The following is a 25,675-nucleotide window of genomic DNA, read 5'->3' on the forward strand; positions in this document are numbered from 1 at the left end:
TCGTTTTACACGGTTGCTTGGACTCGATAACCTTCCTGATGAATGGAAGGTTCACATTCAGTGGATACTTTCCAAGCCATTTGGGACATAGGTTGGTTTTCCACTAAATGGTTAATCAACAGGCGTGTTAAAATATAGTCTTAAACTGTTGCTTTTGTACTACAATATCATTCTGTGTTTAGTATGATGCGAGTATTTCCGACAAAAAATAAAGGACTTTTCATACGAGCCATACCATGCTAATCCGTTCCGCCAGACACTTTCAAATCCAATCTCTCACAGCAGAATTTATACCAATTGGATTCTTCAGGAGAATGTTCAGGGTACCAAGCTTCAATGCCATCCAGCCCCAATCATTTCATCTGCTTAAAGACTTTAAATTCTTCATCCGGGTCAAGTTTCATTAGTTTCGGGTGGGCTAGGAAGGCTCTGCCGCCGCTTCTCTGAATCAACTCGATACTTTTTTCAAGCGGAACGCCATAAGTCTGTTTTACAAAACGGAAACAATAATCAACGAACCCCGTAATTGTCCCATTCGTTGAATAATCCATCCTTCAACATGGCAAAGTAAACATTGCAGAAATATGAGACTTGAAGCATTTCTTTGCCACGATATCAGTGTTTCATAACATTTCTTTGGATCTTCCGTGAAGTTTGAAAGCATTTTTTTGCCATCGGTACCATTTGGGGAGAATTTCCTTGCCGTCGGTAGACAAACGCCGAACTATTGAATCCTATTATGATGAAGTCGCCTTTGCTATGAGCAACACTTAAATGGAGAGCCGGATGCGCTGAGATGTCCGGTTCGGGAAGGAGAAACGGGGAATTAGTTCGACTACGCCCGTCTCTTACTTCACGGCATATAGCCGGACAGGGACGCTTCGTTTTTATCCTTAGCTTTTTAGATGTTTTTGATAAAACAGTAGTCGGTCAGTACCGCGGCCCCGTCTGCGAAGGGAAAATGTGGTTCAGACCTACGCCAGGCGCTAGAGAGCCGCGGATTGAACCCAAAGGAAAATGGAGTAGGGCCGGTCATTCGAACCGATAATGGCCCCCAAATTGTGAGCCATGTTTTTGAAGAGGAATGTGGGGCACTCCAATTTATCCATGAACGAATTCCGCTCAAATGCCCTAACAAAAACGCACACATCGAATCGTATCACAGCCAGCTCGAACGGGATTTACTCATGAAGAGCGAGTTTGCCTCCTTTGAGGAGGCTTACGATGCCCTCGATAGATACTTAGAGTTTTATAACAACCGGTGAGGAGAAGCTGGAGCACGAGCAAGGCGACGAATGCTAATGTCTGGAACGCGACGCCGAGTACGGCTGGTTGCCGCTTGGGTAGCGCGGGTTTACAAGCGCTAAGCTTGAGCCACTATATAACCATGATCCCACCCATCTTTTCGTGGATTATGGAATCCCCTATGTTGCGCTCGACCAATAAATGACAAAAAGAGGTCAACCGGTAATAATCGGCTGACCTCTTTTGTCATTTAGGAGATTTTGCTTACCACTTGGCTCAGAGCTTCATGAATTGGCTTTAAAGGCCGGCCCAGCAGCTTCTCGAAATCGTTGCTCTCGATCTCCAAAGTGCCTTCCCGAATGCCTTGCTGGATCCCTACAAGAATCGGGATGACGAAGTCCGGTACGCCGACGTTTTTCAAGATGTCCGCATAGGCGGCATCGTCGACATGCTGCACAGAAACTTCTTTACCCAAGACTTTGCCGAGAGCGGATGCCAGCTCTTCCTGCGTCAGCAGCTTGCCGGACAACTCGTAGATCGTATTCTCGTGGCCGTTCCCCGTCAATACGGCTGCTGCCGCTTCCGCATATTCCTGCTGCAGGGCCCAGCCCACTTTGCCGGATCCTGCCGCCGTCGCCCAGGGTGCTCCTGCCAGCACTCCTTGAATGCTCGAAGTCTCGTTCTCCAGGTACCAGTTATTGCGAAGGAACGAGTAAGGAATGCCGGTTTTCAGGATGGCTTTTTCCGTGGCTTGGTGCGGCGGAGCCAGAAACAGCTTGCTTTCGCTAGCATTAGCTGCACTCGTATAAGCGATGAAGCCTACTTTCGCGCGCACAGCCGCCTCTACCGCATTGGTATGCTGACGAATTCTAGTTTCATTGTCTCCGTCGGCAGAAATGATCAGAATCCGATCAATTCCTGTGAAAGCCGCATCCAACGTTTCCGGACGGTCAAAGTCGCCTAGCCGGACGTCCACACCCCGAGCTCGAAGCCCTTCCGCCTTCTCCGGATTGCGAACACTTACAGCGAGCTGATTCGCAGGTACGGTTTTTAACAACGTCTCTATCACTTTCGCTCCCAGTCTCCCTGTTGCTCCGGTAACTAAAATTTTCATTGATGATTCCTCCATTTTTTAGTTGTAATATTTATAGTTATAACACAATGTGTTACAACATACATAAAAATAAAAGCTCTGTATGGAGCTTTCGTTTATATGAACTTTCGGATCAATTGGTCTATCGTCGTTTGGGCCAGCCTTTGTTCCATAACGGACTGGGCGTCTTTCAATTCCACTTGAAGCACCTTCTCGATATTCCGCCCGACCGTACAAGCAATGTTAGGGGCTTCATGGATGCGAAAAAGCTGGTTTTCTTCTGTCGCATTCACGGCCCGATACACATCAAGGAGTGTAATTTGATCGGCATCCTTGAGCAAGGAAGCGCCACCGACACCAGGACGAACATCCACTAACCCTGCCTTCTTTAACATCCCCATAATTCTCCGGATCACCACAGGATTTGTATTTACGCTGCCCGCGATGAAGTCCCCGGTACATTCATTTGGACTGGCGGCAATCAGAGTAAGGGTATGAACAGCAATGGAAAAGCGCGTACTGATTTGCATTATTTATTCACTCCCGTTGTAATGATTATAGTTACAATAGCGTCGTATGTCAACATGCAAAAAATAATATACCCTGATCACCTGCTTAGCTAGGAGCCGACATACAAGATGTTCCTATTTTAGTTTTGGAAAAAGAACTTCGTGGGTTTTATCGTTTTCTTTGTTTAAATCAATGGTAGCTCCTATCAAATTCCCCCATAAGAGTTCCGATACTCACAGTTATAGGAACTTTACTTTGGAGGGGATAACATGAAACGAAATTGGGAACTGGACGAATTAATCGAGCATTTTACGATCCTACCGAACGAGATGAAGTTGATCGAAAACAAGACCGGAGAAACCAGGATTGGATTTGCTGTGCTACTCAAGTTTTTTCAAAATGAAGCACGTTTCCCAACACATAAGTACGAAGTTTCCAAAGCGGTGATCGCGTACATTACAAAGCAAATCTTCTCAGAGCCGGAATTATATGCTCAGTACGATTGGACTGGTCGTTCGATTACCTACCACCGAACACAGATCCGGGAGTTCTTCGGGTTCCGCGAGGATACGGTAGAGGATGCTCAGGAAATGGCAGAATGGCTATGCCAACATGTTCTGCATCTCATGAATTTGAGCATTTAAAGGAACGCGTTTATCGACGATTCCATGAATTAAAAATCGTGCCTCCCACGCCGGACCGCATTGAGCGTTTGATCCGTTCAGCCATTCACACATATGAAGAATCCTTTTTCCAAGCGACATATCAAAAGCTGCCCTCCACTTCTTTAGCTCAGTTAGACTCTCTGATTGATAGCATTTCGTTTTTAGAGATTGATGAAGAAAAAGCTGCCAGTAACGGCAGCATCCAAATATCATTTAATGAGTTAAAGGCAGATCCTGGTCGTGCTGGAGTGGATAGCGTGTTGAAGGAGGTTAACAAGTTGCGGACCATTCGCAATTTGGAGCTTCCAAATGATTTATTTCGAGACATTCCCCATAAGGTTTTGAAAAAGTACCGGCAGCGCGTTTCTACTGAGGATCTACGCGAGCTGCGCAGACATCCCGATCCGATTCGATATACACTGCTGTCAGCTTTCTTTTGGTTACGCTGCATGGAAATATCGGACAACCTGGTCGATTTGCTTATTCAAATTATTCACCGTATCGGAGTACGCGCCGAACGAAAGATCGAAAAGGAAATTCTGAACGATCTACGACGAGTCAGCAACAAGTACGGTGTTTTATTTAACATGGCGCAGACGGCTATTGAGCATCCAGAGGGAATCATTAAAGATGTCCTATACCCAGTTGTAAACGAACAAACGTTAAAAGATTTGGTCAAAGAATTTAAGCATACAGGACCAGCATATCGCGAAAAAATTCATACGGTAATCCGAGCTTCCTATGGCAGCCATTACCGCCGGATAGTTCCGCAAATTCTTAGTATCCTTGATTTCCGTTCTAATAACGACGTTCACCGTCCGGTTATCCTCGCGCTCGAGCTAATCAAGAAATACACTCAAACGGGAATGCACTATTTTCTTGTAAACGACGAAATTCCGATCAATGGGGTGATTCGCAATAACTACAAAGAAATTATCATCGAAAAAGATGAAAAGGGACAAGAACGAGTAAACCGGATCAACTATGAAATCAGTGCTTTGCAAATGCTCCGGGATAAGCTACGGTGTAAAGAAATTTGGGTGTCTGGAGCGAACCGGTATCGAAATCCGGATGAGGATCTTCCGGCAGACTTCGAGGAACGCCGGGAGGAAAACTACAAAGCTTTAAATCAGCCGCTAGATGCAGATTCCTTTATCACTGCGCTAAAGCAGGAAATGATCCAAGGTCTTGAGAAATTAAACGAGGGAATGCCGAAGAACCCTAAAGTACGGAGTACGGATTACGGATTACGGATAAAGCTAAAGGCTGGATTTCGCTTTCACCGTTAGAACCGCAAGCAGAGCCGGTTAATTTAATCCGAATCAAAGGAGAAATCGCGCGCCGCTGGCCAATGACAAGCTTGCTAGATATATTGAAGGAAACCGACTTACGTATTTCGTTTACAGAAATGTTCAAGACAGTAGCCCATCGAGAGATTTTAGACCGGGATACGCTGCAAAAGCGGTTGATCTTATCTCTTTACGGTTTGGGAACGAATACCGGGTTAAAGCGTGTTAGCGCCGGTGATCACGGTGAAAGCTATAAGGATCTCCTTTACGTCCGACGCAAATTCATTCACAAGGATAACCTTCGTAATGCGATTTCCGAAGTGGTGAACGCTATTTTCAAAGTACGAATGCAGGAAATATGGGGAGAAGGAACAACTTCTTGCGCCTCCGATTCAAAAAAATTCGGGGCATGGGACCAAAACCTTATGACGGAATGGCACATCCGGTACCGCGGCCGCGGCGTAATGATTTATTGGCATATGAGAAAAACTCGACGTGCATCTACTCGCAGCTTAAATCATGTTCATCATCAGAAGTCGCAGCGATGATGGAAGGATTGTTGCGTCATTGCACCGATATGGAAGTGGAAAAAAATTATGTTGATTCTCATGGACAGAGTGAGGTTGCATTTGCCTTTTGTCATTTACTTGGTTACAAACTCATGCCTCGATTAAAAGCTATTCATACACAAAAGTTATACCGTCCGGAGTCGGGTATGACTGATGCATATACCAACCTACTGCATGTACTCAAGCGCCCGATTAATTGGGAACTGATCCGTCAGCAATATGATCAAATGATGAAGTATGCAACAGCTTTACGGCTTGGTACGGCTGAAACGGAAGCCATTCTGAAACGGTTTACCCGGAACAACTTGAAACATCCAACGTATCAGGCTCTTGGTGAGTTGGGCAAGGCAGTTAAAACCATCTTCCTTTGTGAATACTTGCATTCTGAAGAACTACGCCGGGAAATTAATGCTGGTTTAAATGTCGTGGAAAATTGGAACTCGGCCAACGGGTTTATCTTCTATGGCAAGGGTGGAGAAATTGCCACAAATCGCATGGAAGATCAAGAGATGGCCGTTTTATCTCTTCATTTGCTGCAAAATTGCTTAGTCTACATTAATACCATCATGTTCCAGAATGTTTTATCGGAGAAGAAATGGTTTGATTTAATGACTCCTGAAGACTTACGAGCGGTGACGCCCTTAATCTATACACACGTTAATCCATATGGCACATTCCGATTGGACATGAAGGAAAGAATTCCATTAGAAGGTGAACTGGCATGATTGAAAAACGCGTATCAGCAAAAAAGAAAGCCCGGGAGCTGGCGAAGTACCTTCGCGCAGAACGTCCGGACTATGCTTACTTAAAGAGTTTGTTTCAGTATTTAAGAAGCGAACTTGAAATTGAGGTTTCTAAATCAAATAAAAGCCCCACATGATAAAATTCCAGCTGGCGCCATGCCAAAAGCCGGTTAAAAACCATACGATCAATAAATTCCGGAGCTGCTTCATGAGCCCTGACCTGTTTCCGCCAAGCGGTATATAAACGTACTCTCGAAACCAAGTTCCGAGCGAAATATGCCATCTTCGCCAAAATTCTGTTACATTTTTAGAAATGTAGGGGTAACGAAAGTTTTCCATAAAATCAAATCCAAACATTTTGCCTAGTCCGCGGGCCATATCGGAATACCCACTGAAATCGAAATAGATTTGCAGTGTAAATGAGATAATGCCAAGCCAGGCAGATAGTACGCTCAATTCCTCGATAGGCGTCGCTTTGATGCTTGTCCACAACAGTCCGATATTGTTAGCCAACAGTACTTTTTTGGCAAGACCCCGGATGAACAGCTCCGATCCTTCGCCAAAACGGTCCATAGTCACCTTGCGGGACTCGAGCTGCTTTGCGATGTCGCCGTACTTGACGATAGGACCGGCAACAAGCTGCGGAAACATCGTCACGTATGCCCCAAAAGAGATGAAATTTCTCTGCACTGATACTTTATCCAAATAGACGTCAACGACATAAGACATCGTTTGAAAAGTATAAAATGATATGCCCACAGGTAGTGGCAGATCGGCCACTTGGATATTTAGATGAAACAGCTGATTGATATTGTCCACCACAAAACCGGCGACCCGAGCTTAAATGGTATTACATTGTGCATGTCAAAAACAACTTTCCAAGCTAAAGGTCACCCGGCGTATCAAGGTGATCGCAGGCCAAGGAGCTGAAGCTGATGCAGCGTCGTTAAGCCGTTTCGGCGCAGCTTCACTCATTCATTCGGAACAAGCTTATTCCGGATCTGTAGATGTTATTATTTCTGCTCTTTGGATATCTTGGCGCGACCGATAACTTATCATGCCGAACAACGCAGCAGAAATCATAGCCGCTACAGCAACAGAGGCTGCTGCGATCCACGTAATGGCTTGCAGCGATAAGTAGTTGATGACAATGCCTCCGACCCCTGCCCCCGCCGCTATCGCCAGTTGCAGCACAGATGTGTTGAGGGCAAGCATGACACCAGATGTCTTAGGAGACAATGTAAGAAGATCATATTGCTGGCTTGGAGAAGCTGCCCAAGAGAAGAGCGACCAAAGCACCAGCACGGAGAAAACAAGGAATATTGACGTGCCAGGGACTACCGATAACAATATCAGCATTACCATATTTAACAACGTTGCTCCAGTTAACGTTCTGGCTACACCCCATCGATCGGTGCCGCTCCCCCCTGCCTTTGACCCGATTAGACTGGCGATGCCGTATGCGAACAAGGCTGCGCTTACCCATCGATCGCTCATTCCGGCAACTTCCAAAAGATACGGGGACATATACGTGAATGCAATGCCATAACCCATCGTCATAAAAAAGTTAATTGCGAGAGAGAGTGCGATTCGAGGTCTCTTCACCATAGCCAATTGTTTGGCAAAGGAGATCGGATCATCACCTTCCATCCGCGGTATTGAGCTTGCCAGGATGGGCAGACTGACCATAGCAAGAAGGCTAATGCCGCCGAAAATCAGCCTCCAATCGTACGCGGCGGCAATCACCCGGCCAATGGGCACGCCCAAAATAAGTGAAGCGGTGACACCCATTAATACCGCTGCAATCGCGCTCCCCTTCTTGTTCGAAGGAGCTAACTTAGCGGCTAAGGCAAGCGATGTCACGACAAATACGCCAGTTCCGAGCGCCATGATTACCCTTGCCAGCAGCATAAATCCATATCCCGGAAAAATCATTATTAGCACATTACTCACGATAATTAAGCCAAGCGAGTACAACAACAAATTTCGACGGTCAAACCGGGCCGTGACCCCCATCATGATCGGGGTACCTATGGCGTAGGCTAGCGCGTAGACAGTCATTAACTGTCCAGCCTGGGATAATGTCACTCCGGTATCTGCGGCGACTTTATCTAAAATGCCCGTGATCATGTATTCGGATGTCCCGACAAGAAAGCAGACCGCGGCAAGTATGAAAATCTTCCAGTTTTGTCCCAAAATTAATCATCCCCTCGTGTACTTTGTGAGACTGCTTATGGCTTAAAGTTCCTTGGCATAATTTAAACCTAAGTAATAAGCTTGGTTAAGTAACATATCATAATGCTCAGGATTGGAACCCAAAGTCTCGAAGAAAAATTCAACCTTAGAATTGGAAATACCGCAATAATCAGCAATTCCCACATTCAGCAGATGGGTCATCATTTCTTCATAGTTACGCTTATTCATCTGTTCTTTCGAAACACCAGCCAAACCCATCCATAAGACATGCTGATGATGAAGTTTGTTCGAACCGTACGCAAACCCATTGTTCCATACACGGTCAATATAACCTTTTAGCATGGCTGGTAAATGCCACCACCAAATTGGAAAAATAAATGCCAAGGCGTCGTTCTCCTTCAATCGCTTTATTTCCATTTCCACCTCAGGAGAAAAGGGCTGTCCCGCTGCTGACCAATCAGGTTCATCTACGCCTTTAAGAACAGGGTCAAAGCCAATCCCGTGTAAATCCAATATTTCATAGTCATGACCCGCCTCGGCAAGACCTTGTGCGAAACGGTCTGCAACCTTAAATGTCAGAGAATCTTTTCTCGGGTGCGAAACAACAATTAATACTTTCATACTTGTATCTCCCTACCTTTCTCAACAGTTAATTTGTAGCCATAATCAATGGCTGATGTTATTGTAAATAGTAAATAAAAAATTTAGAAGTACGCACTTTTAAGTTCTATAGGATGATGCAGGTGCTATAGGAACATGGAAGTTCCCTAGATAGATGCCTTACTGCATAACGGACGAATGTATTTTAACGGAGGAATAAAAGATGACTGATAAGAGGGGAAATAGCGTTCAAAAGAAGTATAAAGTTGGAGTTGAGGCGGCATTAGAAGTAATGGGGGGGAAATGGAAGCCTTTGATCATTTATCATTTGATGACAGGATGCAAACGGACGTCTGAGTTACGACGGTTAATACCCGGCATTACACAAAAAATGCTGACGACTCAACTAAGAGGCCTTGAAAAGGATGAGATTGTCGCACGAAAGGTTTATAAAGAGATTCCACCTAGAGTAGAGTATTGAATTAACTTCCTACGGCCAGGGATTAAAGCCTGCGCTAGACCTTTTATGCTATTGGGGAGAGGAACACCTGGATAAGATTCATGGAGACAAATTCAAGGTTTTGGAAGAGTTTTAAGGTTAGTTCAACCCGTCATTTCATCTGACTCATCCGTCCCAATGATGCGCTTATAAGCTTATCATTAACAAAAACATCTCCACTCAGTCCAATTGCTTAAAAAAAGTGGATGCCAAGGTAAAGTATGGTTGCACCTATGGATCTCCACATGAGCTCATGGCGTTTACCCTCCCACATCTCACAGAGTCTACACTCCCTGGTCAGATATGCTGGTGGAGTGGATCAAGAAACGGTTTAGAATTACCCACTCCACAGGCGATGACTTGGTGCTCCCAATTATCATCGGCATGGGGATCGGGCGGTATGTCTGTCAAAAACTACATTCATTCGAACCGATCATTTGCATGCATACTTAGTCTGGGATAGGAAACATTGTTTATAAAGGTCACATCGTGCCCCTTATTAAGGTTTCGATATTTTTTTCAGTGTATCTGTCCAAAGAAAATATAATAATTTGTGATCTTACAATGAAGAGTGGTTACTATTGCTTTTAAGTCAGCAACAGAACAAGGTATAATGATAGTAATATTAACAATCCAATTTCACGGCAAACGCGATAAGGCACTAAGAAATATGACTTGCAATTGATCGGCTGAGTAGTTAAGGCTGTTTCCGAATTCAACGGCCTGCACAATAGCTTCAGTTACGAGGCGCTCCTTATCTTTCGCGATTTTCTGTTCGTCTGCGTGAACAAAAGTTCCCATTCCCTAGGAGGTCAGAATATATCCTTCGCGTGCTAAGTCTCGATATACCCTTTTCGTCGTGATCGAGCTGCAACCGAATTCGGCTGATAGCTCGCGTAAAGACGGCAGTCTAGATCCCAATGGATATTCTCCTCTAAAAATGGCATTGCGGATCTGGAATTTTATTTTAATATAGAGAGGCTTTTCGTCTTTGAGCATTAATTTCACCCCCGTGTTCACTCGAACTTGTTGCTGAAAGCAAAAAGGGCAACAAGTTAGACCAACGTCATACCGTGCCGTACTCGAAAGCCTTTCGTCTTATTATTCGGCTCCATAATGAGAGGTTCATTATTGGCTTCCTCATCAACGGGCTTTCCCGCAGGAAATTTGCCATCCAATCGTCAATCGTGACGAGTGTACGACAACTCCTGCTTGAGTAGCGCAGATCAATCCGGATGCGCTCCGGATTGATTCGCTTTGGCTGCGTTCCCTCCCAATTTCATCGAGAGGCTTGCAAAAGCGGCAATCAGAATAATCGCGGCGGACATGCCATAAACGGGGACAAGCGTAAAGGCCTTCATGAGCGGGCCCGCCATAGCGGTCCCGGCCAGCGTCCCGGCCATGAGCAGGGGCGTAATCGCACCGTTCACGCGCCCAATGTAGGCTTCCTCAACCAGTTTCATCATGATAGCGCCGAGCACGATTTGCATGAACGCCGTCATGACGCCGACCATAAAGCGCATGGTAGCCGTTAGATACACCCAGACGGATAGGGCGTATGGAGCAGGACAGGAATCCGATACCTGCGAAGATGACAACCCGCGGATTTAATTTTTGACCGAGAAACGCTGCAGCCGCGCCTCCAACCAGCATTCCTGCGCCGGACAGTGCATAGAACCATTGGACGCTTTCCTTGTTGAGTTGAAGACGTTCGGTCACGATAAAGATGTCCAACGGCTGGATCAAACCGGACCCAAGCCCGATACAGGTGAACGTGATCGCGATAACAATCAAATTACGTTGGCCGCGGATATCTATTGGTACCCTAAAGAGTTTTTGTTATAATATTTATGGAAATGACAAATAAACCTCCATTGTCGTGGAAGTTTATGGAATTTTTTTGGTTATGTGTGATAGGGCTCGCCTCGGGTGAGGATGGCATAGACGTGATGGAGCAGCTTGTTGGCGCAAGCGATCACGGCCACCTTGTAGGGCTTGCCCTCTTTCTTTTTCTTGTCATAATAGGATTTGATACGCTCGTTTTTCCCTTTGCGTAAACCACATTGCACCGCTAAGTATAACGCCCGCCTTAATCGTTTAGAACCTCGTTTGGTGATCTTACTGCTTGTAGCTGTAAACTTTCCTGAACTGAAGACACTAGGGTCGAGTCCTGCGTATGCGACTAGCTGTTTGGCATGTTCAAACTGAGTAGCATCTCCGATTTCTGCAACCAGCACGGCAGCCAATTTATCTCCAACACCCGGAATTGTTTTAAGAAGAGCCACTTCTGGGATCATAACTACCGTTCCCTCAATCTCCTGCTCCAAATGTCCCAGTTGCTCTTGGAATGCAAGCAGCAAGCCAAGCTTACTTTGTAAAGCTATTGTTTGTGCGGGGCTCCGTCCTTGACTCGGAGCTACACTCTGAAGCTGTGTCAACTTTTCTCGAATCCAGGTTTTTCCGTGTGATCTTTGTACAGTTTCTAGAATTGTTTCCTCCGTAATCACCACACCGCTCAGATATTGCTGCAAAACCCGTATTGCTGTTTGGGAATACAGATCATAAAACACACCTTCAAAGGCTGGAAAGACCTGGTCGAGTAATGCCCGCATATTCAGCTTGGCTTGTACATACATCGCTGTTACGAACTCATGCTGTCTTGTGAGATGTTGGAGCTCTAGAAGCTGTGTATCTCCATTTCGATGAGGCTTAACATCGCCAGGATAGTACATCTCTGCTAAGTGCCACGCGTCTACAGCATCTGTTTTTACTTTTCGTAGCTGAGAGCCCTTCGCTCGCTTGGATTGCAGTGGATTAATGACCATGTGGCAAATCCCACTTCGCTCCATGTAGGCTACTAGCCCTCGATGAAAATGCCCTGTTGCTTCTAAAACGACTACTGGCTCTTTGCCTGTTTTCTGACTCAGTTCTCCAAGCCACTCTCCAAATTCTTCGAATCCTTCCTCCGTGTGGACGATACTTTTCGGTTTCCCAGATACCTCATTTCGCGAAGTAAATGCTTGAGCCACACTCATTCCTTTCGAAACATCCAATCCTACAACTGGTTCCATTACACCATTCCTTTACAAATTATCGCCGGCATTCCCACGATAGCTCCAACGCCATAGCTTCGCTTGTGATACGAGATCTAGGTCTCTACCAGCTCAAACATGGTTATTGGGTGGCAGTGAGAGAACAGTTTTATTTCCGGGGTTTTCCCCCTAAAAGCCCCTCGTTCTCCCGGCTACCGCCATCTTATACCGAACCAAAAAAAAGGCCAACCAGATTTTTCTGGCTGACCTAATAATACGAAAATGCCGTAATTTACGCGGCAATTAATGAGATAATGTTCTTGTCACCCGACACCGCTGTATCTTTTCAAAGTCAGCCAGAGCGATCCTGGGATTGGTCCCTTACAACAGCAAACCCGTATTGCTGCCAATCTATCATTTTTTGATATGGTTTATGGCTAATATTTCATCATCCACAATCAAAACTTTCGTTGCTAGGAGTTGGTAGAATATAGAATAAGACAAAAAAAGATGGAGCTCCGGTGGATAAGGCATCCCAGCTACGCGGGGACTTGGCCCCTCCCGCGACCGGACTTTCACCGGCTAGATGATGCGTGCCCGTCTGGGCACGCCAAGTAAAAAAGCCGCGATTTTCGCGGCATAAACGACCCCTTATTTTGGGCTACTTCAAAGTTCAATGACTGCCGTTTTGTACTCGGTTACGACAGGGCGCATTGGTATTAGCAGCCTGTCAGCGATTTTCCTCATCCGCACATTGCTTTCCAATATTTGAATGACGAGATGCGAAGCATCCGTTCGGCTCACCCTTTGTGCCGATTGGGCCGCTAACGCTGGCCCCAGTCCATGATCGCGAAATTCCTCACGTATATACAACACCCTGTATAACAGCGTGTCTGCCAGCTCCCGGTCGATGATCGACCAGCCTACGATCTCTTCGTCAAGTTTCAGCACCAGACTGCAGCTGCGCTCGATGATACCTTCTTGGTGAAGCGGCATGTAATAAGCGTTGAAGCCTGCCTCCTGCAATAGATTCATTTCGGCCAATTCGTCCCGCTTTAGCTCGCTCCATGGAATCACCCGGTATCCGGCGGGCAGCTTGAAACGGTGGATCCATGGACTCTCCCGGCCGGTCAGGATGTCGCAGCGATAGAACCGGCTGTACACTGCGGGCGTTTGCCACCCTGATTTCAGAAGCAACCGCTCGAAGCCCTCATATTTGTTCAATGCATAGTACTCCACGAAAACTGGCTTCCAATTTTTCCGGCGAAGACACGCCTTAAGCTCCTGCATCAGCGCGGTGGCGATACCGAGCCTTCGGAATCGTTCGTCTACATATACCGAGAGCACTCTCGCCGGCTCATCGAGAACGGGTGGATGGACAAGGAGCAGACCGACAGGCTTACCCAAAAAGCAAGCGCCAAAAGCCATTAACTTTACTTGCTTATCCGTTTCCGGCTTTATCATCCAATCTCTGTAGGTTCGATACGTAAAAGGAAGATATGGATCCGCAGTTTCCGAGGTTAACATGATGATTTCAAGCAAGGACATGACGTTCCCCTTTTCCGCAGAAAAAGTGAAGGCGCGCAGTTGGCGTAAATCTGAGTGGATGGTGCTTTTTCATGCCCCTACATGCTTTGAATAAAATCTAATGGCGCTCCGTTATCTAGGAGCTGGCACATGTAGGTATGACGACAGTCTATCCTGAAAATATCGCTCCGAAGTACACCTAAAAAAGGCAGCAAGAAAGTGACCCTCTAGCAAACAAAAAATGGCTAGGGGTATCAGCAATGTATTGTCTGAATAACGATCAGGAAGCCGCCGTATTCACAGTAATGGATACACCTAATGACTCTAATTTCTTAATGGAATGCTTGATGATTACGTCCCGTTTTCGTTCCTCGTAGTAGGTTGGACCGAGCTCGATGTAGGTTTTTTTTCCGCTTAAGGATATAGTAAACCATAGACAATATACTGTGTGCTACTGCGACCGTCGCTCGATTGGCTCCCCGGCGTGCGGCAATCCGGTGATACTGGCTGGATAAATACGTCTCTTTTGTTCTAGCCGCAAAGCGTAACGAAGATTTTTCAAAATGTAGACTGTTCAACCATTCGCGATGTTTAACCGACCAATTTCGAACCCCTTGGGGAGAACGCAGATCATGACGAAGCAAAAATTGGACGAGGCGAAGACGAGCGCGCTGCAAGTCTTCCTTTGCGTCATGTCGAGCGCGGACAAGGTCTCTTAATGCTTCATGATCTTCATCTGGGGTCCAAACCGCTGTAAGTTCACCAGCTCGAAGAAGTTTTGCAAGTTTTAAAGAATCCCTTCGGTCCGTGAGGCATTTCAAGAATTAGGTACGATCGACGTCGTAGTAAACAACGCTGGCTACGGCTTATTTGGAGCTGCCGAGGAATTGACGGATGAACAAATCATCCATCAAATCGAAACGAACCTCATTGGCTCCATTCAAGTCGTTCGCGCCGTTCTGCCGAATTTGAGAGCCCAAGGCGGCGGTCGTATTATTCAACTTTCTACCGTGGGGGGCCAATCTGCTTTCCCTGGCGGTTCTTTGTACCACGCAAGCAAATGGGGCATTGAGGGCTTCATGGAATCGGTCATGCATGAGGTTGCTCCCTTTAACATCGGAGTTACGATCGTGGAGCCGGGAGGCGCTAGCACCAACTTCAGGTATAAGAGCTCCAAGTTAGCTCCGAAGATAGAGGCTTATGAAGCCTCTCCTGCCATCTATGCACGTCGCATGCTTGAAGAAGGAACAGCCCAATCCATCGGCGACCCCGCTAAAATGGTCACGATTATGATTGACAGTGTCGCTCATGATCCAGCACCTAGAAGAATCGCACTTGGGAGCGACTCCTATACGACTATACACAAAGCTCTTACCGATCGACTGAAATCATTGGAAGCACAAAAAGATTTAGCGTTTTCCACAGACTTTTCTCATGAGAAATAAATGTCTATATTAACTAGTTAACCATTTAAACTACGAATGAAAACGGCAGCCTTTCACGGCTGCCGTTCTTTGCAAAAAGTAAGGGAGCCAAAGTCTTGCCCCCTTTGCCGAAACCGATAATTAGCGCGTCGGCTTTTTCTCTCTGTTCTTCACCGTTAACAAGCTGCCCGCCGCGGATTCGAGCGAAGTCGTAAACATTGTATCGATGTTCATGAATGCCGGACAACCGCATGCAATGCAGTTCTGCGCGACACCATCTTTACACATCCGTCGATGGCCGAGACGTTGAAAGATATGCTGAACGCGTTTCGTTAACGATATCAAAATCGTAAAGTTGATTTCAATAAAAGTATACCGGACTTAAAAGGCGTTTTTTTCCCTACTATGGATAAACTCCATAGGCGCATCTGTCGAACGAAGAGGAATACGCTCAAGCCGCCAACTACATCGAATCTATGTCGTAGAACCTGCACATCCCCTTATAAGTAGCAAAAACAAAAGCCCGGGCTCCGAAATTGGAGACCGGGCTTTCTTTTAGTTTGCGATGACAATTTTGCCGATGGTGCTTCCTGTTTCGATCAGGGCGTGCGCCTCCTTCAACGTGGAGGCATTGATTGGGGAAAGCCTCTTCGTCACCGTCGTGCGAAGCTTTCCGGCGTCGACCCGGTTCGCAACCTCGTTCAACAGACGATGCTGTTCGATCATGTCCGGCGTACCGAATCGGGAACGGGTGAACATCAGCTCCCAAGAGAAGGTCGCGCTCTTGTCCTTGAGCAGGTTTAAGTTCAGCGGCACAGCGGTCTCCACGATGGAGCAGATCCGGCCTTGGGGAGCGATCGCTTCCGCCATCTGGGCCCAGTGAAGCTCAGTGCTGTTCAAGCAGAGAATGTAATCCACATTATCAAAGCCGAGCCTCCTAAGCTGCGGAACAAGCGGCTCGCGATGGCTGATCGTATGAGTAGCTCCTAGCTCTTCTGCCCATCGGGCAGTCTCCAGACGCGACGCCGTTCCGATAACGGTCAGGCCCGCCGCTACGGCAAGCTGCGTCGCGATCGAGCCGACGCCCCCGGCGGCCCCGATAATCAGAAGGGAACGTCCCTCGTTTTCCGAAAATGCGTGCGAGACGCCAAGCCGGTCAAACAGGCTCTCCCAGGCCGTGATTGTGGTGAGCGGGAGAGCGGCCGCTTCTGCGAAGTCCAACGAACTAGGCTTGCGCCCGACGATTCGCTCGTCGACCAAATGGAACTCGCTGTTGCCGCCGGGGCGTACAATGCTGCCCGCGTAGTATACTTCATCGCCGGGCTTAAACAACGAAGCGCCTTCGCCAACTTCGACTACAGTTCCCGCGACATCCCAGCCGAGCACTCTAGGCTCTTCTTCGATGCGGTCCTTTGGAGAACGGACTTTGACGTCGACAGGGTTGACGGAGATAGCTTGGACGCGAACGAGAAGGTCGCGGCCGCTGGGGACGGGCTTCTCCACATGCAAGTCCATCAGGCTGTTCTCTTGATCAATGGGTAAGTAACGGGTAAGGCCTACTGCTTTCATTAAGGTCATGAAAATCTCTCCTTCGTGTTTGGCTATAGCTTGATATTCATGAAGTGCTATCCATGAATTGATTATATGTGATATCATAAAGATGCGTAAGTACCTACATTTTTGTGGTATACTATCATTTTTTATAGTAATGAGGGGGACACTCCCAATGACTGAAGAGGAGCGCAAAAGCAAATACAGCGGCTGCGAGAACGAAGCCGAAGGCTGCCCGGTAGAATACACATTGGAAATCATCGGGGGTAAGTGGAAGGGAATCGTGCTGTATCATTTGTTCGAGGGAACGAAGCGATTCGGAGAATTGACGAAGTTGTGTTCGGGCGTCACTCAGAGGATGCTGACGTTGCAGCTTAGGGAATTGGAACAGGACGGGCTTGTCCACCGAAAGGTGTATCAACAGGTACCGCCGAAAGTAGAGTACTCGCTCACTGAATACGGACGGACTCTGGAGCCAATCATCCTGTCTATGAAGGCATGGGGAGAGCGCCACAAGCGCAAGAATCCGTTCATGTATGCAGGCAAAGATTAAGAATGAAAACGGCAGCCGCGCATTCTTGGCCGGCTGCCTTCGTGTTCCTGGAGCTATCGTTCCCGTTACTGAATTTCTTCAATTTTTTTTACTAACCATTGTCGATTAAACTCGTAATCATACTCAATATCTGTATGATGGATTTTCTTGTCGTTTGCACGTTTTATAGGGATATTCTTGTCGTTAGACTAAAGAAAAGTATTCTGTGTGAGTCTTGAAGCATCTCTTTGCCGCGTCGGCAAGGAAATGCTTCAAAGCACCGGCGGCAAAGTAATGCTTCCAAAATAACTGTATAACCGGGATCCGCAGCTGCAGAACCCATTATATAATTCATTGAACTGATATGAACGAGGCGGTCAACACCCCATTTTTTGGTAAGGTTTCCTTTATCCTTTACTTTTTCAGCCTAGAGATCTACAGATCCTTTCACGAAGTGATTGTCAAGGACGGCGTCTTTGCGTCCTTGACAATCAAACGGAGAGAAAGGATACAATGATCCCACTGAAAAAGAGGTCATTTTAAGATCTTGGCACGAAGGCAAAGTAGTTGACGGTGGTTAACAGTCTGATATGCGCGGGTTGGTTACCGCATTTCACTTCATCCGTCGGGGAGCTGCCTCGGACTAACGGAGCACATTCGGTTATCTAACAGACCTAGTGCATAGTTCAACATGAGGATTCTCCTTACCAGAGCTTTGCCTCCGAGCCAAAACCTCAAACCATTCCTTTAAACCAATGCGCTTCTAATGGGGGGACTAGGCTGCCGAATTAGCTTCCGTTTGCTTCTTTTCAATTTCACAACCCATTGCCCAAATGAACCCCATGAGTTCCCTAGCCACAGCAACGGCGGCCTTCTTTCCAGCATTCCCTCGAGATGTGATTTGATTATATTTTTTATGCAAACGATGTTGAGCTTTCCAAGCAATGCGCCTGGCTTCGGGGTCCTGCCCTTTCTGACGAGCAAGGAGTTGCCCTTTTAAGGAAGGGGAGTAACGGTATGCCCAGGCGGATTCTACGACGACATGGCGAATGTGAGCATTGCCAACCTTGGTGATGGACCCTTGCCACCAGGTAGCTCCACTTGAATATTCTTTAGGAACAAGCCCAGCGTAAGACATTAATTGCCTGGGGCTTGAGAAACGAGAGAACTGTCCGATTTCGGCTACTAATGTGGTGGCAGTTACTTCAGCGACACCACGCATGGTTTGAAGAGCTTGGATGACAGGAGCGTGAACACTGCGCAAGGCCTGCTCATGAATTTCAGCTTCGATATGCTTCATTCTCTCGGTCACTTCATCGATAGCATGAAGATACTCTTGAAAAACAATCCGTAACGAAGATTTTTCAAAATGTAGACTGTTCAACCATTCGCGATGTTTAACCGACCCATTTCGAACCCCTTGGGGAGAACGCAGACCATGACGAAGCAAAAATTGGACGAGGCGAAGACGAGCGCGCTGCAAGTCTTCCTTTGCGTCATGTCGAGCGCGGACAAGGTCTCTTAATGCTTCATGATCTTCATCTGGGGCCCAAACCGCTGTAAGTTCACCAGCTCGAAGAAGTTTTGCAAGTTTTAAAGAATCCCTTCGGTCCGTTTTAACGCGGTAAATTACAATTGGTTTATTGCATTCTATAAGAAAGCTAACTTATTAAATAGAACTTGGGTTCTTAATAATTATAGTACAATCATTATTCTGCACAATATGAATCAGAACTTTATTCCGTCTTTCTTGTGGAGAAATCCTTCATCCAATCAAAATTAGGTTTCCCATACAGTTAAGGCAACCATTCGGTCCTCAACCTTTTCGAAAAAATCATCAATAGACCGCTTATTATCGGACGACAACATTGCCCACCATCCAAATTATATTATAGGTCTATTCGCCCATTTTTTTAACAGTTTTTATTTTCTGTCGAATGGCAATCAACCGTATTTATCCGTAAACGGCAAATTACGACGAATTATAACCTTTTTTTTAAAATATCGTTAATTGAAATATTCGACAAAGGGTTTTTAAGAGATTGACATAACACCATATATTGGGGTAAATTCATTTTAGCTCAATGGATCTCCACAACTTATAGATGAGGAGTGGATCCATGTGATAACCCTAAGCTTGCTTGATTTGGCAACAATTATATTCTCCGTTTCATCGCTTCTTATTGGCCTTCTTACTTTAGTTACGCACATGATTAAATTAACGAAATAAGGAACCCTACCCCTCGCTAGCAACGTCAGGTGGATTCCTTATAGAACTGGTAAAACGATTTTAGGTAAAAGGGAGATCCGAGCTAGAAACAAACAAGTGATGTTAGCGCATCGCTTGTTTTTTCTTTTTATGGACCTTTATGAACCATAATGGACCATAGCTTTTACCAACTAAACGCATTCTAACATACCAATTCCGTATAGACAATACGTAATTCAACCCATTTTTTTATTTCAGCGCCGCCGCGGCGCACCGTGGGAATAGATCGAGCTGCTTTGATAATCCTTTATTATGGAATAATTTGCTCTGTTGATATCGTTGCATCAATGCTGGTCAACCACATTCCGCTCCGGATCAGCCAGACAAAGATACCTGCATTTTCTTATTCCTAAGCACCGGGATCCTGTTCATCTACCTGCAACGCTTCCAATAAATCCCACTACCATGTAACACTGTTCATCTCCGCTGGCCACCGTCGCCGCGCGCCGATCGTAAAATCGGGTTTCATTCGAGAGAACCAGGAGTGCTAGCTGCAGCTACTCGAGCGGCCGCCCCTGTCGGTGTGCCGATCGCAAAGCCGCGCTTCATCCGGAAGAACCAGGAGCACGAGCTGTGGCTATTCGAGCGGCCGCCGCCGGCGTACCGATCGCAAAGCTGGACTTCACCCGGGAGAACCAGGAACGCGAGCTGCAGCTGCTCGCGCCGGCGTTCAGCTACAATGTTGTCGGCCAGCTTGGTTAATCGACTGTTCTGGTCTGTCTTCCCCTCCTCCGCTTCCTTCCTCAAGAATGAGCATTATATGGGTTAACTATATACTTCCGCCATCTCTCAGTGTATTCAGTCTCTCACCCGGTAGCACGTTGTGCTGCCAAGCGCACAAAAAGAGGCTGTCCCATAAGCTATGAAAATGGCTACGGGACACCTCTTTTCAATTTTTCACAACAAAAAGAAACCGTTCTTGGTAAAATGGAGGTACCCCCACCCACTTACGAAAGGAACGGTTTCTTTGTACATTCAATATACCATGGACCAACTATGCTTGCCAATGGATTTGGAAGAGGACATTCCTCTAAATCATCTCGTTCGTGTCGTTAATGAAGCCGTGAATAAGCTTGACGACGCCATCTTTGACGCGGCTTATCCCGGAGGTGGACGAGACAGCTATCATCCGAAGCTGCTAACCAAAGTCATCATCTACGCCTACACTCAGCGTGTCTATGCCTCCCGACAGATCGCCAAAGCTGTCCGTGAAAACATCATGTTCATGTGGATCGCGGGTAGACAGCGTCCGGACTTCCGTACCATCAACCGGTTTCGTTCCGAGCGAATGAAAGACGTGTTGGAGGCCGTGTTTACAGCGGTTCTTCAATTTCTGGCCGATGAGAATTACGTGCAACTTGAAAACTACTTTGTCGATGGGACTAAAATCGAAGCCAATGCCAATCGGTATACGTTTGTTTGGGGCAAGGCTGTAGTGAAGCACAAAGCCAAGCTTCAGGAAAAAGTTCAGACGCTATTTGCCACCATCGAAGAAACGGAGAACAAGAAGAAAAGACCCATGGCAGTGGAGACCTGCGTGAGCTAGGCGAAGCTTCGCAGATGACGAGTGAAAAACTGGAGCTTGCCGTCAAGCAATTGGAAGCAAGACTGCAAGAAAAACCGAAAAACAAGCCGCTGAAGAAAGCCATACGTACACTACGAAAGGACTTTCTCCCCCGCCTTCAAAAGTACGAAGCGCATGAAGAAGTTTTAGGAAATCGTAACAGCTATAGCAAAATCGACAAGGACGCCACATTTATGCGGATGAAAGAAGACCACATGCGAAACGGCCAGCTAAAGCCGGGCTACAATGTGCAGATGGGTACCGAAAATCAATTCATCCTCGGCTACAGTGTACACCAACGGCCTGCAGATACACGCTGTCTCATCCCTCATCTTGAAAAAGTAAAATCGCAGCTGGGCAAACTCCCAAGCACCGTTATTGCTGATGCAGGCTACGGTGGTGAAGAAAATTACGATTATTTAGAGCGAAATGAAACCGAAGCCATCGTCAAATACAGCACGTACCACCGTGAAAAAAGCAAGGGATGGCAAAAGGATATTAGCAAAATAGATAACTGGACTTATGACGCCGAACAAGATACATGGACATGCGCAGCTGGGCAAACCCTCGTATTCCGCAGAGTGAGCAAGGAGAAGACGGATAGTGGCTACGAAACTGAATATCGTCATTACCGAAGTGCAAGTTGTGAAGGCTGTCCATTAAAACCGCAGTGTACGAAAGCCCAGGGGAATCGCGAAGTCAAAGTAAGCTTGAATTATTTACGATTAAAAAACCAGGCACGAGAAAAACTCCGTAGTGAAGAAGGCTACAAGCTAGCCGTCAGGCGGATGATTGAACCGGAGCCTGTATTTGTGTGACATCAAGAACAACCGTGGCTTCAAAAGATTCCTGCTTCGAGGCTTACCCAAAGTAAGCCTGGAGGTCGGGTGGCTTTCGCTCGCCCATAACCTGTTGAAGAAAGCAGCAATAAACGCAAAAAGCAAAGGAGTTAAGCACAGACAAGTTGCTTAACTCCTTTGCTCATTTAAACATTCATTTTCACTGAAGATCCGACGTGTCGCGGATCTTTCAATTTTGACTTATGGGACAGCCTCTTACAATCCATTAGAGACTCTGTGTGATCTCGCTTAGTACTCCGCAGATCAGCTTTGCTGATTCCGCGCGAGTTCCACCATCTCTTGGGACAAAATGTGTGTCTGTTCTGCCAGATATTAGATGAGCAGCTACCATAATAGCGGATTGTGTATAAGCCCAATTAGAGATGTCTGGAACGTCGATAAACTTAGAAAGTATATAAACAGCTTTGTCATCAGCTATAGAGGATGTAGGTTTATACTTGACCAGAACACGAGCCAGTATCGTTGCCATTTCTTGACGAGTAACTAAAGCTTCAGGATCGAATTTCTTATCTGCTACTCCTTCAACAATACCGTATTTAGCTGCGATATTAACAACTGAATTAAACCAGTTATCCTTAGAAACGTCATTAAAAACTTCATCAGCGGAATCTCCTTGCAAATCTAAAGCTCTGATGACCATAGCAGTAAATTCAGCTCTAGTCACCTGTGATTCAGGGTAAAACAAGGTTTCCGTTTGCCCATTAACTACGTTTAGTGTCAACAATTTTTCTATGCATTCGCGGCACCAGTGGTCTGCGATATCGCTGAATTTCCCTGATGTTGGAATTACATCGGTAAATGGAATTAAACCGACTGATGAACCGTATCCTTTAATCCCAGCAGGAGATGCATTGGGATCATAAACAGGTACGTCTTCTATGACACTGATAGGAGCTGATCCGCCGCCGCTGCCACCACCGTAAGAACCGCCAGAGCTTCCTCCAGATCCACTATTACCATTACCCGTTCCCGTATCAGGTGTTCCGGTTTCGGGTGTTCCAGCACCAGGAGGTGTCGTCGCACCTTCAGTCACAGTAGTATTTACATCGATATCTGGAGTTGTAGATGTAGATCCGTCAGGATTGGTTACCAATGCCTTAATTTTGTACGCATAGTCTCCAGCATCCAATCCTTCCTCGGAAAAAAGGAGTTTATTGCCGTTAAGTGCTACAGTTCCCATACTCTTAGTTTCTCCGGTCACTGCATTATCATATGATACATCGTATGTTCCAGCTGCATTTTTAATATATCCCCAGTGCGGATTACGATTGATATGGTACTCACTAGCATTTTCAATGATTTCAAACTCAAAAAATACTTTCCCCTTCGCAATAACCGGTTCCGAAACAGCCAGCACTGGTGCTGCAGGAGTCCAAACTCTCATATAAACTGCATCACTTACACCATAGGCATCCTTAGCCTGTACGCTGTAGTCGTAGTAGGTCGATGCCGTTACTGTTTGATCTCGAAAAACAGTTAACTTTCCATCGTAAGCCTTCTGCATGTTATTACGAGTCACCGCATAAGTTAACGCCTTGTTCACCATATCCCATTGGATCGCCACTGAATCAAAGTATACTGCCGTTGCCATAAAGTTAGTTGGTTTTGCTGGTGGACTTCCAAGTGTGTGAGCAACAGTAGTTAGTGGTATTGAGTTACCGAACTGATTTTTAGCGATTAACGTATACGTAAAATCGGTATCTTCAGAAAGGTTTACATCCTCAAAGTAGGTTACACCGGTTACTGTAGATGGTGCACTTCCATTTCTCGAAACTAAATAATAATCAGTGTTAGCTATTGGATTCCATTTCAGTTTTACAGACGTTTTTGTAATATCTGTAGCAATAAAATTAATAGCAGGTGGATTGCTAACATCAGGTAATGGAGATACAACTTCTCCTCGTGTTACCCTGACCGTATAATTCTTCGTTGTGCCGTCCTGCGCCTTGACAGAGATAACAAAGGTGTTTAAACCTGATTGAAGAGGTAAAGGACCAAACGATACTCCACTTGTTGCCGGTACATTATTAATTTTTAATGTTGCATTGTCATTTTCCACGAAAGCCAATAGTGCTATTGTGGATTCGGTTTGAGGTACTGAAGTTGCATACTCTGTTACAGAAGGACTAAAAGATGGAGTTAGTTGCGCTGATCCCATAAATACTGAAAGTATATTGTTATTTGAAGATAAACCAGCACGTTTTACTTTAACCACATACGTCTTCGATATACCGTTCTGTGCAGTGACTTCAATATTAAATGTATTATCTCCTATTGATAGAGGTAAATAACTGGATGCAATATTCTGTGATACCGGAATGCCATTGATTTCGATGGTTGAGTAGATACTATAAGATCCTACGGTTATTCTCGTATTCGTTGTACCAGTTGGTACATCTGCTGTATACGATAATATATTCTTGTCGAAGGATTCATTTAACGATGTTCCTTCGACGATAATAGATGACAAATCATTAATCGTATTGAGCACTTTATTTATAGTTAAGCTATAATTTTTTGTTGCGCCAGACGCAGCATTTACAGTAATGACAAAAGTATTAGCACCTCCTGTAAGTGTTATGCTTTGCGAATCTACGCCTGAGGCTATGATATTTCCATTTAACTTTATTGTTGATCCTGAATCTTCCGCGGTTGCTTTGATCTTAATAGAATTCAATGACACATCATTAGCTGAAGAATAATTTAGGATATTCTTATTAAACGACTTGTCTAAGGTTACGCCACTTACCACGATGTTAGATAGATAATTGTTCTCTGATAAAGGTGTTCCACCTGTTCCACCCCCAGAACCATTACCACCTGTACCTGATCCAGGAACTGTTTGCCCTACAGCTGCCGAAGTCCCTACGCCGTAAGTCGGGTTACTTTCAATACTGCCTGTAAATGCTTTTACACTGTACGTATAAGCGGTGCTGGCTGGAAGTCCGGTATCGACTAAATTTGTGTCCGTGCCTGAATAAACTAGCGTATCCTCCCTATAAGCTTTATAACCGCTAGCCCCGGCTACACTACTCCAAGACATGGATATCGTATCGTCTGTTCCCGATGCCTGATACAAAGCCAGTGGACTACTTACAGCTATCACACCACCAATAATATAAGGACTTCCTACAGAGCCATTACCGGAAGAGATTACAGATCCGGATTTAATATACAGCGTTGGTCTAACTTGAGCAGCTGACGAATAAGATTGATTTCCCGTTGTCGAATCCGTTGCAATCGTCATAATATTTGAACCAACGGTAGCCGTCGATGGATTCAATAACCACTGTGGCATTGTTCCGACGAAAGTAAGATTCCAAATCTTTTTAAACTCTTGGCCACTTAATAAGCCAATATTGGCTCCAATTGTTGTGATGGCAGTCGTGCTATTATCTGGATATATCGTCCACATTTTATATTGAACATAGGATTTATCCTGCTCACTAAATGTGTTGTATAAAGTATTGTTCAGATAGTATGCTACACTTCCAGTATTAGCCACAT

General features: G+C 45.8%; 21 protein-coding genes and 6 pseudogenes. 10 read left to right on the plus strand and 17 right to left on the minus strand.

The window, feature by feature from the left end; genetic code table 11:
• Positions 1–353: 353 nt before the first annotated feature.
• Positions 354–551, minus strand: coding sequence for a PHP domain-containing protein (locus LRL21_RS43675; RefSeq protein WP_240422014.1), 198 nt, complete (start codon positions 549–551; stop codon positions 354–356).
• A 450-nt stretch (positions 552–1,001) separates the two neighbouring features.
• Here LRL21_RS43675 and LRL21_RS43680 point away from each other — a divergent pair, with 450 nt between their 5' ends.
• On the plus strand, positions 1,002–1,265 hold the full coding sequence (locus LRL21_RS43680) for an integrase core domain-containing protein (protein WP_240422015.1): 264 nt from the start codon (positions 1,002–1,004) through the stop codon (positions 1,263–1,265).
• A gap of 230 nt (positions 1,266–1,495) precedes the next feature.
• Here LRL21_RS43680 and LRL21_RS43685 read toward each other — a convergent pair whose 3' ends face one another.
• Both LRL21_RS43685 and LRL21_RS43690 read right to left on the minus strand, forming a co-directional pair.
• Entirely contained in the window at positions 1,496–2,359 is an 864-nt protein-coding gene (locus LRL21_RS43685) for an SDR family oxidoreductase (RefSeq protein WP_240422016.1), read from the minus strand.
• A 95-nt stretch (positions 2,360–2,454) separates the two neighbouring features.
• On the minus strand, positions 2,455–2,868 hold the full coding sequence (locus tag LRL21_RS43690) for an Rrf2 family transcriptional regulator (protein ID WP_240422017.1): 414 nt from the start codon (positions 2,866–2,868) through the stop codon (positions 2,455–2,457).
• 249 nt (positions 2,869–3,117) lie between these two features.
• Between LRL21_RS43690 and LRL21_RS43695 the strand changes: the two are divergent.
• Both LRL21_RS43695 and LRL21_RS43700 read left to right on the plus strand, forming a co-directional pair.
• A pseudogene (locus LRL21_RS43695) lies at positions 3,118–6,096 on the plus strand (Tn3 family transposase).
• Positions 6,093–6,251 (plus strand): hypothetical protein, encoded by a 159-nt coding sequence (locus tag LRL21_RS43700; RefSeq protein WP_240422018.1) that lies wholly within the window; start codon positions 6,093–6,095, stop codon positions 6,249–6,251. Before LRL21_RS43695 ends, LRL21_RS43700 begins: the two are co-directional and overlap by 4 nt.
• On the opposite strand, the pseudogene LRL21_RS43705 reads toward LRL21_RS43700, so the two are convergent.
• From LRL21_RS43705 to LRL21_RS43715, 3 genes and pseudogenes are all read right to left on the minus strand, one after another.
• Positions 6,235–6,951, minus strand: a pseudogene (locus LRL21_RS43705) (MBOAT family O-acyltransferase); the annotation flags it as partial. The gene LRL21_RS43700 and the pseudogene LRL21_RS43705 sit on opposite strands and share 17 nt — an antisense overlap.
• A gap of 153 nt (positions 6,952–7,104) precedes the next feature.
• Complete coding sequence (locus tag LRL21_RS43710; protein ID WP_240422019.1) at positions 7,105–8,310, minus strand: MFS transporter; 1,206 nt, start codon at positions 8,308–8,310, stop codon at positions 7,105–7,107.
• Positions 8,311–8,352: 42 nt separating this feature from the next.
• Positions 8,353–8,931, minus strand: coding sequence for an NAD(P)H oxidoreductase (locus tag LRL21_RS43715; RefSeq protein WP_240422020.1), 579 nt, complete (start codon positions 8,929–8,931; stop codon positions 8,353–8,355).
• Positions 8,932–9,133: 202 nt separating this feature from the next.
• On the opposite strand from LRL21_RS43715, the pseudogene LRL21_RS43720 reads away from it, so the two are divergent.
• Positions 9,134–9,506, plus strand: a pseudogene (locus tag LRL21_RS43720) (winged helix-turn-helix transcriptional regulator).
• A 707-nt stretch (positions 9,507–10,213) separates the two neighbouring features.
• On the opposite strand, the gene LRL21_RS47175 reads toward LRL21_RS43720, so the two are convergent.
• Genes LRL21_RS47175 through LRL21_RS43725 form a run of 3 tightly spaced genes read right to left on the minus strand, consistent with a single transcriptional unit; the run spans position 10,214 to position 11,007 of the window.
• A complete protein-coding gene (locus LRL21_RS47175; protein ID WP_420832574.1) occupies positions 10,214–10,408 on the minus strand; it encodes a GntR family transcriptional regulator in 195 nt (64 codons plus the stop codon).
• A 56-nt stretch (positions 10,409–10,464) separates the two neighbouring features.
• Entirely contained in the window at positions 10,465–10,587 is a 123-nt protein-coding gene (locus LRL21_RS46005; RefSeq protein WP_275901201.1) for a hypothetical protein, read from the minus strand.
• A gap of 48 nt (positions 10,588–10,635) precedes the next feature.
• The gene (locus LRL21_RS43725) at positions 10,636–11,007 is read right to left on the minus strand and encodes an MFS transporter (RefSeq protein WP_240422021.1); all 372 of its coding nucleotides are present in this window, start codon (positions 11,005–11,007) and stop codon (positions 10,636–10,638) included.
• Between the two features lie 16 nt (positions 11,008–11,023).
• Between LRL21_RS43725 and LRL21_RS43730 the strand changes: the two genes are divergently transcribed.
• On the plus strand, positions 11,024–11,254 hold the full coding sequence (locus LRL21_RS43730) for a hypothetical protein (protein WP_240422022.1): 231 nt from the start codon (positions 11,024–11,026) through the stop codon (positions 11,252–11,254).
• 59 nt (positions 11,255–11,313) lie between these two features.
• On the opposite strand, the gene LRL21_RS43735 is transcribed toward LRL21_RS43730, so the two are convergent.
• From LRL21_RS43735 to LRL21_RS43750, 4 genes and pseudogenes are all read right to left on the minus strand, one after another.
• Positions 11,314–12,480, minus strand: coding sequence for an IS110 family RNA-guided transposase (locus tag LRL21_RS43735; RefSeq protein ID WP_240422023.1), 1,167 nt, complete (start codon positions 12,478–12,480; stop codon positions 11,314–11,316).
• 627 nt (positions 12,481–13,107) lie between these two features.
• Positions 13,108–13,989, minus strand: coding sequence for a GNAT family N-acetyltransferase (locus LRL21_RS43740; RefSeq protein WP_240422024.1), 882 nt, complete (start codon positions 13,987–13,989; stop codon positions 13,108–13,110).
• A gap of 259 nt (positions 13,990–14,248) precedes the next feature.
• Positions 14,249–14,513 (minus strand): annotated as a pseudogene (locus tag LRL21_RS43745) (IS110 family transposase); the annotation flags it as partial.
• Between the two features lie 128 nt (positions 14,514–14,641).
• Positions 14,642–14,777 (minus strand): annotated as a pseudogene (locus LRL21_RS43750) (IS110 family transposase); the annotation flags it as partial.
• 24 nt (positions 14,778–14,801) lie between these two features.
• Here LRL21_RS43750 and LRL21_RS43755 point away from each other — a divergent pair.
• On the plus strand, positions 14,802–15,413 hold the full coding sequence (locus tag LRL21_RS43755; RefSeq protein WP_240422029.1) for an SDR family oxidoreductase: 612 nt from the start codon (positions 14,802–14,804) through the stop codon (positions 15,411–15,413).
• A gap of 25 nt (positions 15,414–15,438) precedes the next feature.
• Here LRL21_RS43755 and LRL21_RS43760 read toward each other — a convergent pair whose 3' ends face one another.
• Both LRL21_RS43760 and LRL21_RS43765 read right to left on the minus strand, forming a co-directional pair.
• Positions 15,439–15,645 (minus strand): hypothetical protein, encoded by a 207-nt coding sequence (locus tag LRL21_RS43760; RefSeq protein ID WP_240422025.1) that lies wholly within the window; start codon positions 15,643–15,645, stop codon positions 15,439–15,441.
• Positions 15,646–15,947: 302 nt separating this feature from the next.
• The gene (locus LRL21_RS43765) at positions 15,948–16,970 is read right to left on the minus strand and encodes a zinc-binding alcohol dehydrogenase family protein (RefSeq protein WP_240422026.1); all 1,023 of its coding nucleotides are present in this window, start codon (positions 16,968–16,970) and stop codon (positions 15,948–15,950) included.
• Positions 16,971–17,118: 148 nt separating this feature from the next.
• Here LRL21_RS43765 and LRL21_RS43770 point away from each other — a divergent pair, with 148 nt between their 5' ends.
• Together LRL21_RS43770 and LRL21_RS46010 are read left to right on the plus strand one after the other, a co-directional pair.
• The gene (locus LRL21_RS43770) at positions 17,119–17,496 is read left to right on the plus strand and encodes a winged helix-turn-helix transcriptional regulator (protein ID WP_240422027.1); all 378 of its coding nucleotides are present in this window, start codon (positions 17,119–17,121) and stop codon (positions 17,494–17,496) included.
• A complete protein-coding gene (locus tag LRL21_RS46010; RefSeq protein ID WP_275901202.1) occupies positions 17,480–17,605 on the plus strand; it encodes a hypothetical protein in 126 nt (41 codons plus the stop codon). Before LRL21_RS43770 ends, LRL21_RS46010 begins: the two co-directional genes overlap by 17 nt.
• A 645-nt stretch (positions 17,606–18,250) precedes the next feature.
• Here the strand turns inward: LRL21_RS46010 and LRL21_RS43775 are convergent.
• On the minus strand, positions 18,251–19,129 hold the full coding sequence (locus LRL21_RS43775) for an IS110 family RNA-guided transposase (protein ID WP_338044781.1): 879 nt from the start codon (positions 19,127–19,129) through the stop codon (positions 18,251–18,253).
• A gap of 1,188 nt (positions 19,130–20,317) precedes the next feature.
• On the opposite strand from LRL21_RS43775, the gene LRL21_RS46015 reads away from it, so the two are divergent.
• Both LRL21_RS46015 and LRL21_RS43780 read left to right on the plus strand, forming a co-directional pair.
• A complete protein-coding gene (locus LRL21_RS46015) occupies positions 20,318–20,446 on the plus strand; it encodes a hypothetical protein (RefSeq protein ID WP_275901203.1) in 129 nt (42 codons plus the stop codon).
• Between the two features lie 265 nt (positions 20,447–20,711).
• Positions 20,712–22,280 (plus strand): annotated as a pseudogene (locus tag LRL21_RS43780) (IS1182 family transposase).
• A 93-nt stretch (positions 22,281–22,373) separates the two neighbouring features.
• Here the strand turns inward: LRL21_RS43780 and LRL21_RS43785 are convergent.
• Positions 22,374–25,583, minus strand: coding sequence for a cadherin-like beta sandwich domain-containing protein (locus LRL21_RS43785; protein ID WP_240422028.1), 3,210 nt, complete (start codon positions 25,581–25,583; stop codon positions 22,374–22,376).
• Between the last annotated feature and the right edge of the window lie 92 nt (positions 25,584–25,675).

It is taken from the genome of Paenibacillus periandrae, from assembly GCF_022458865.1.
Taxonomy (GTDB): Bacteria; Bacillota; Bacilli; order Paenibacillales; family NBRC-103111; genus Paenibacillus_S; species Paenibacillus_S periandrae.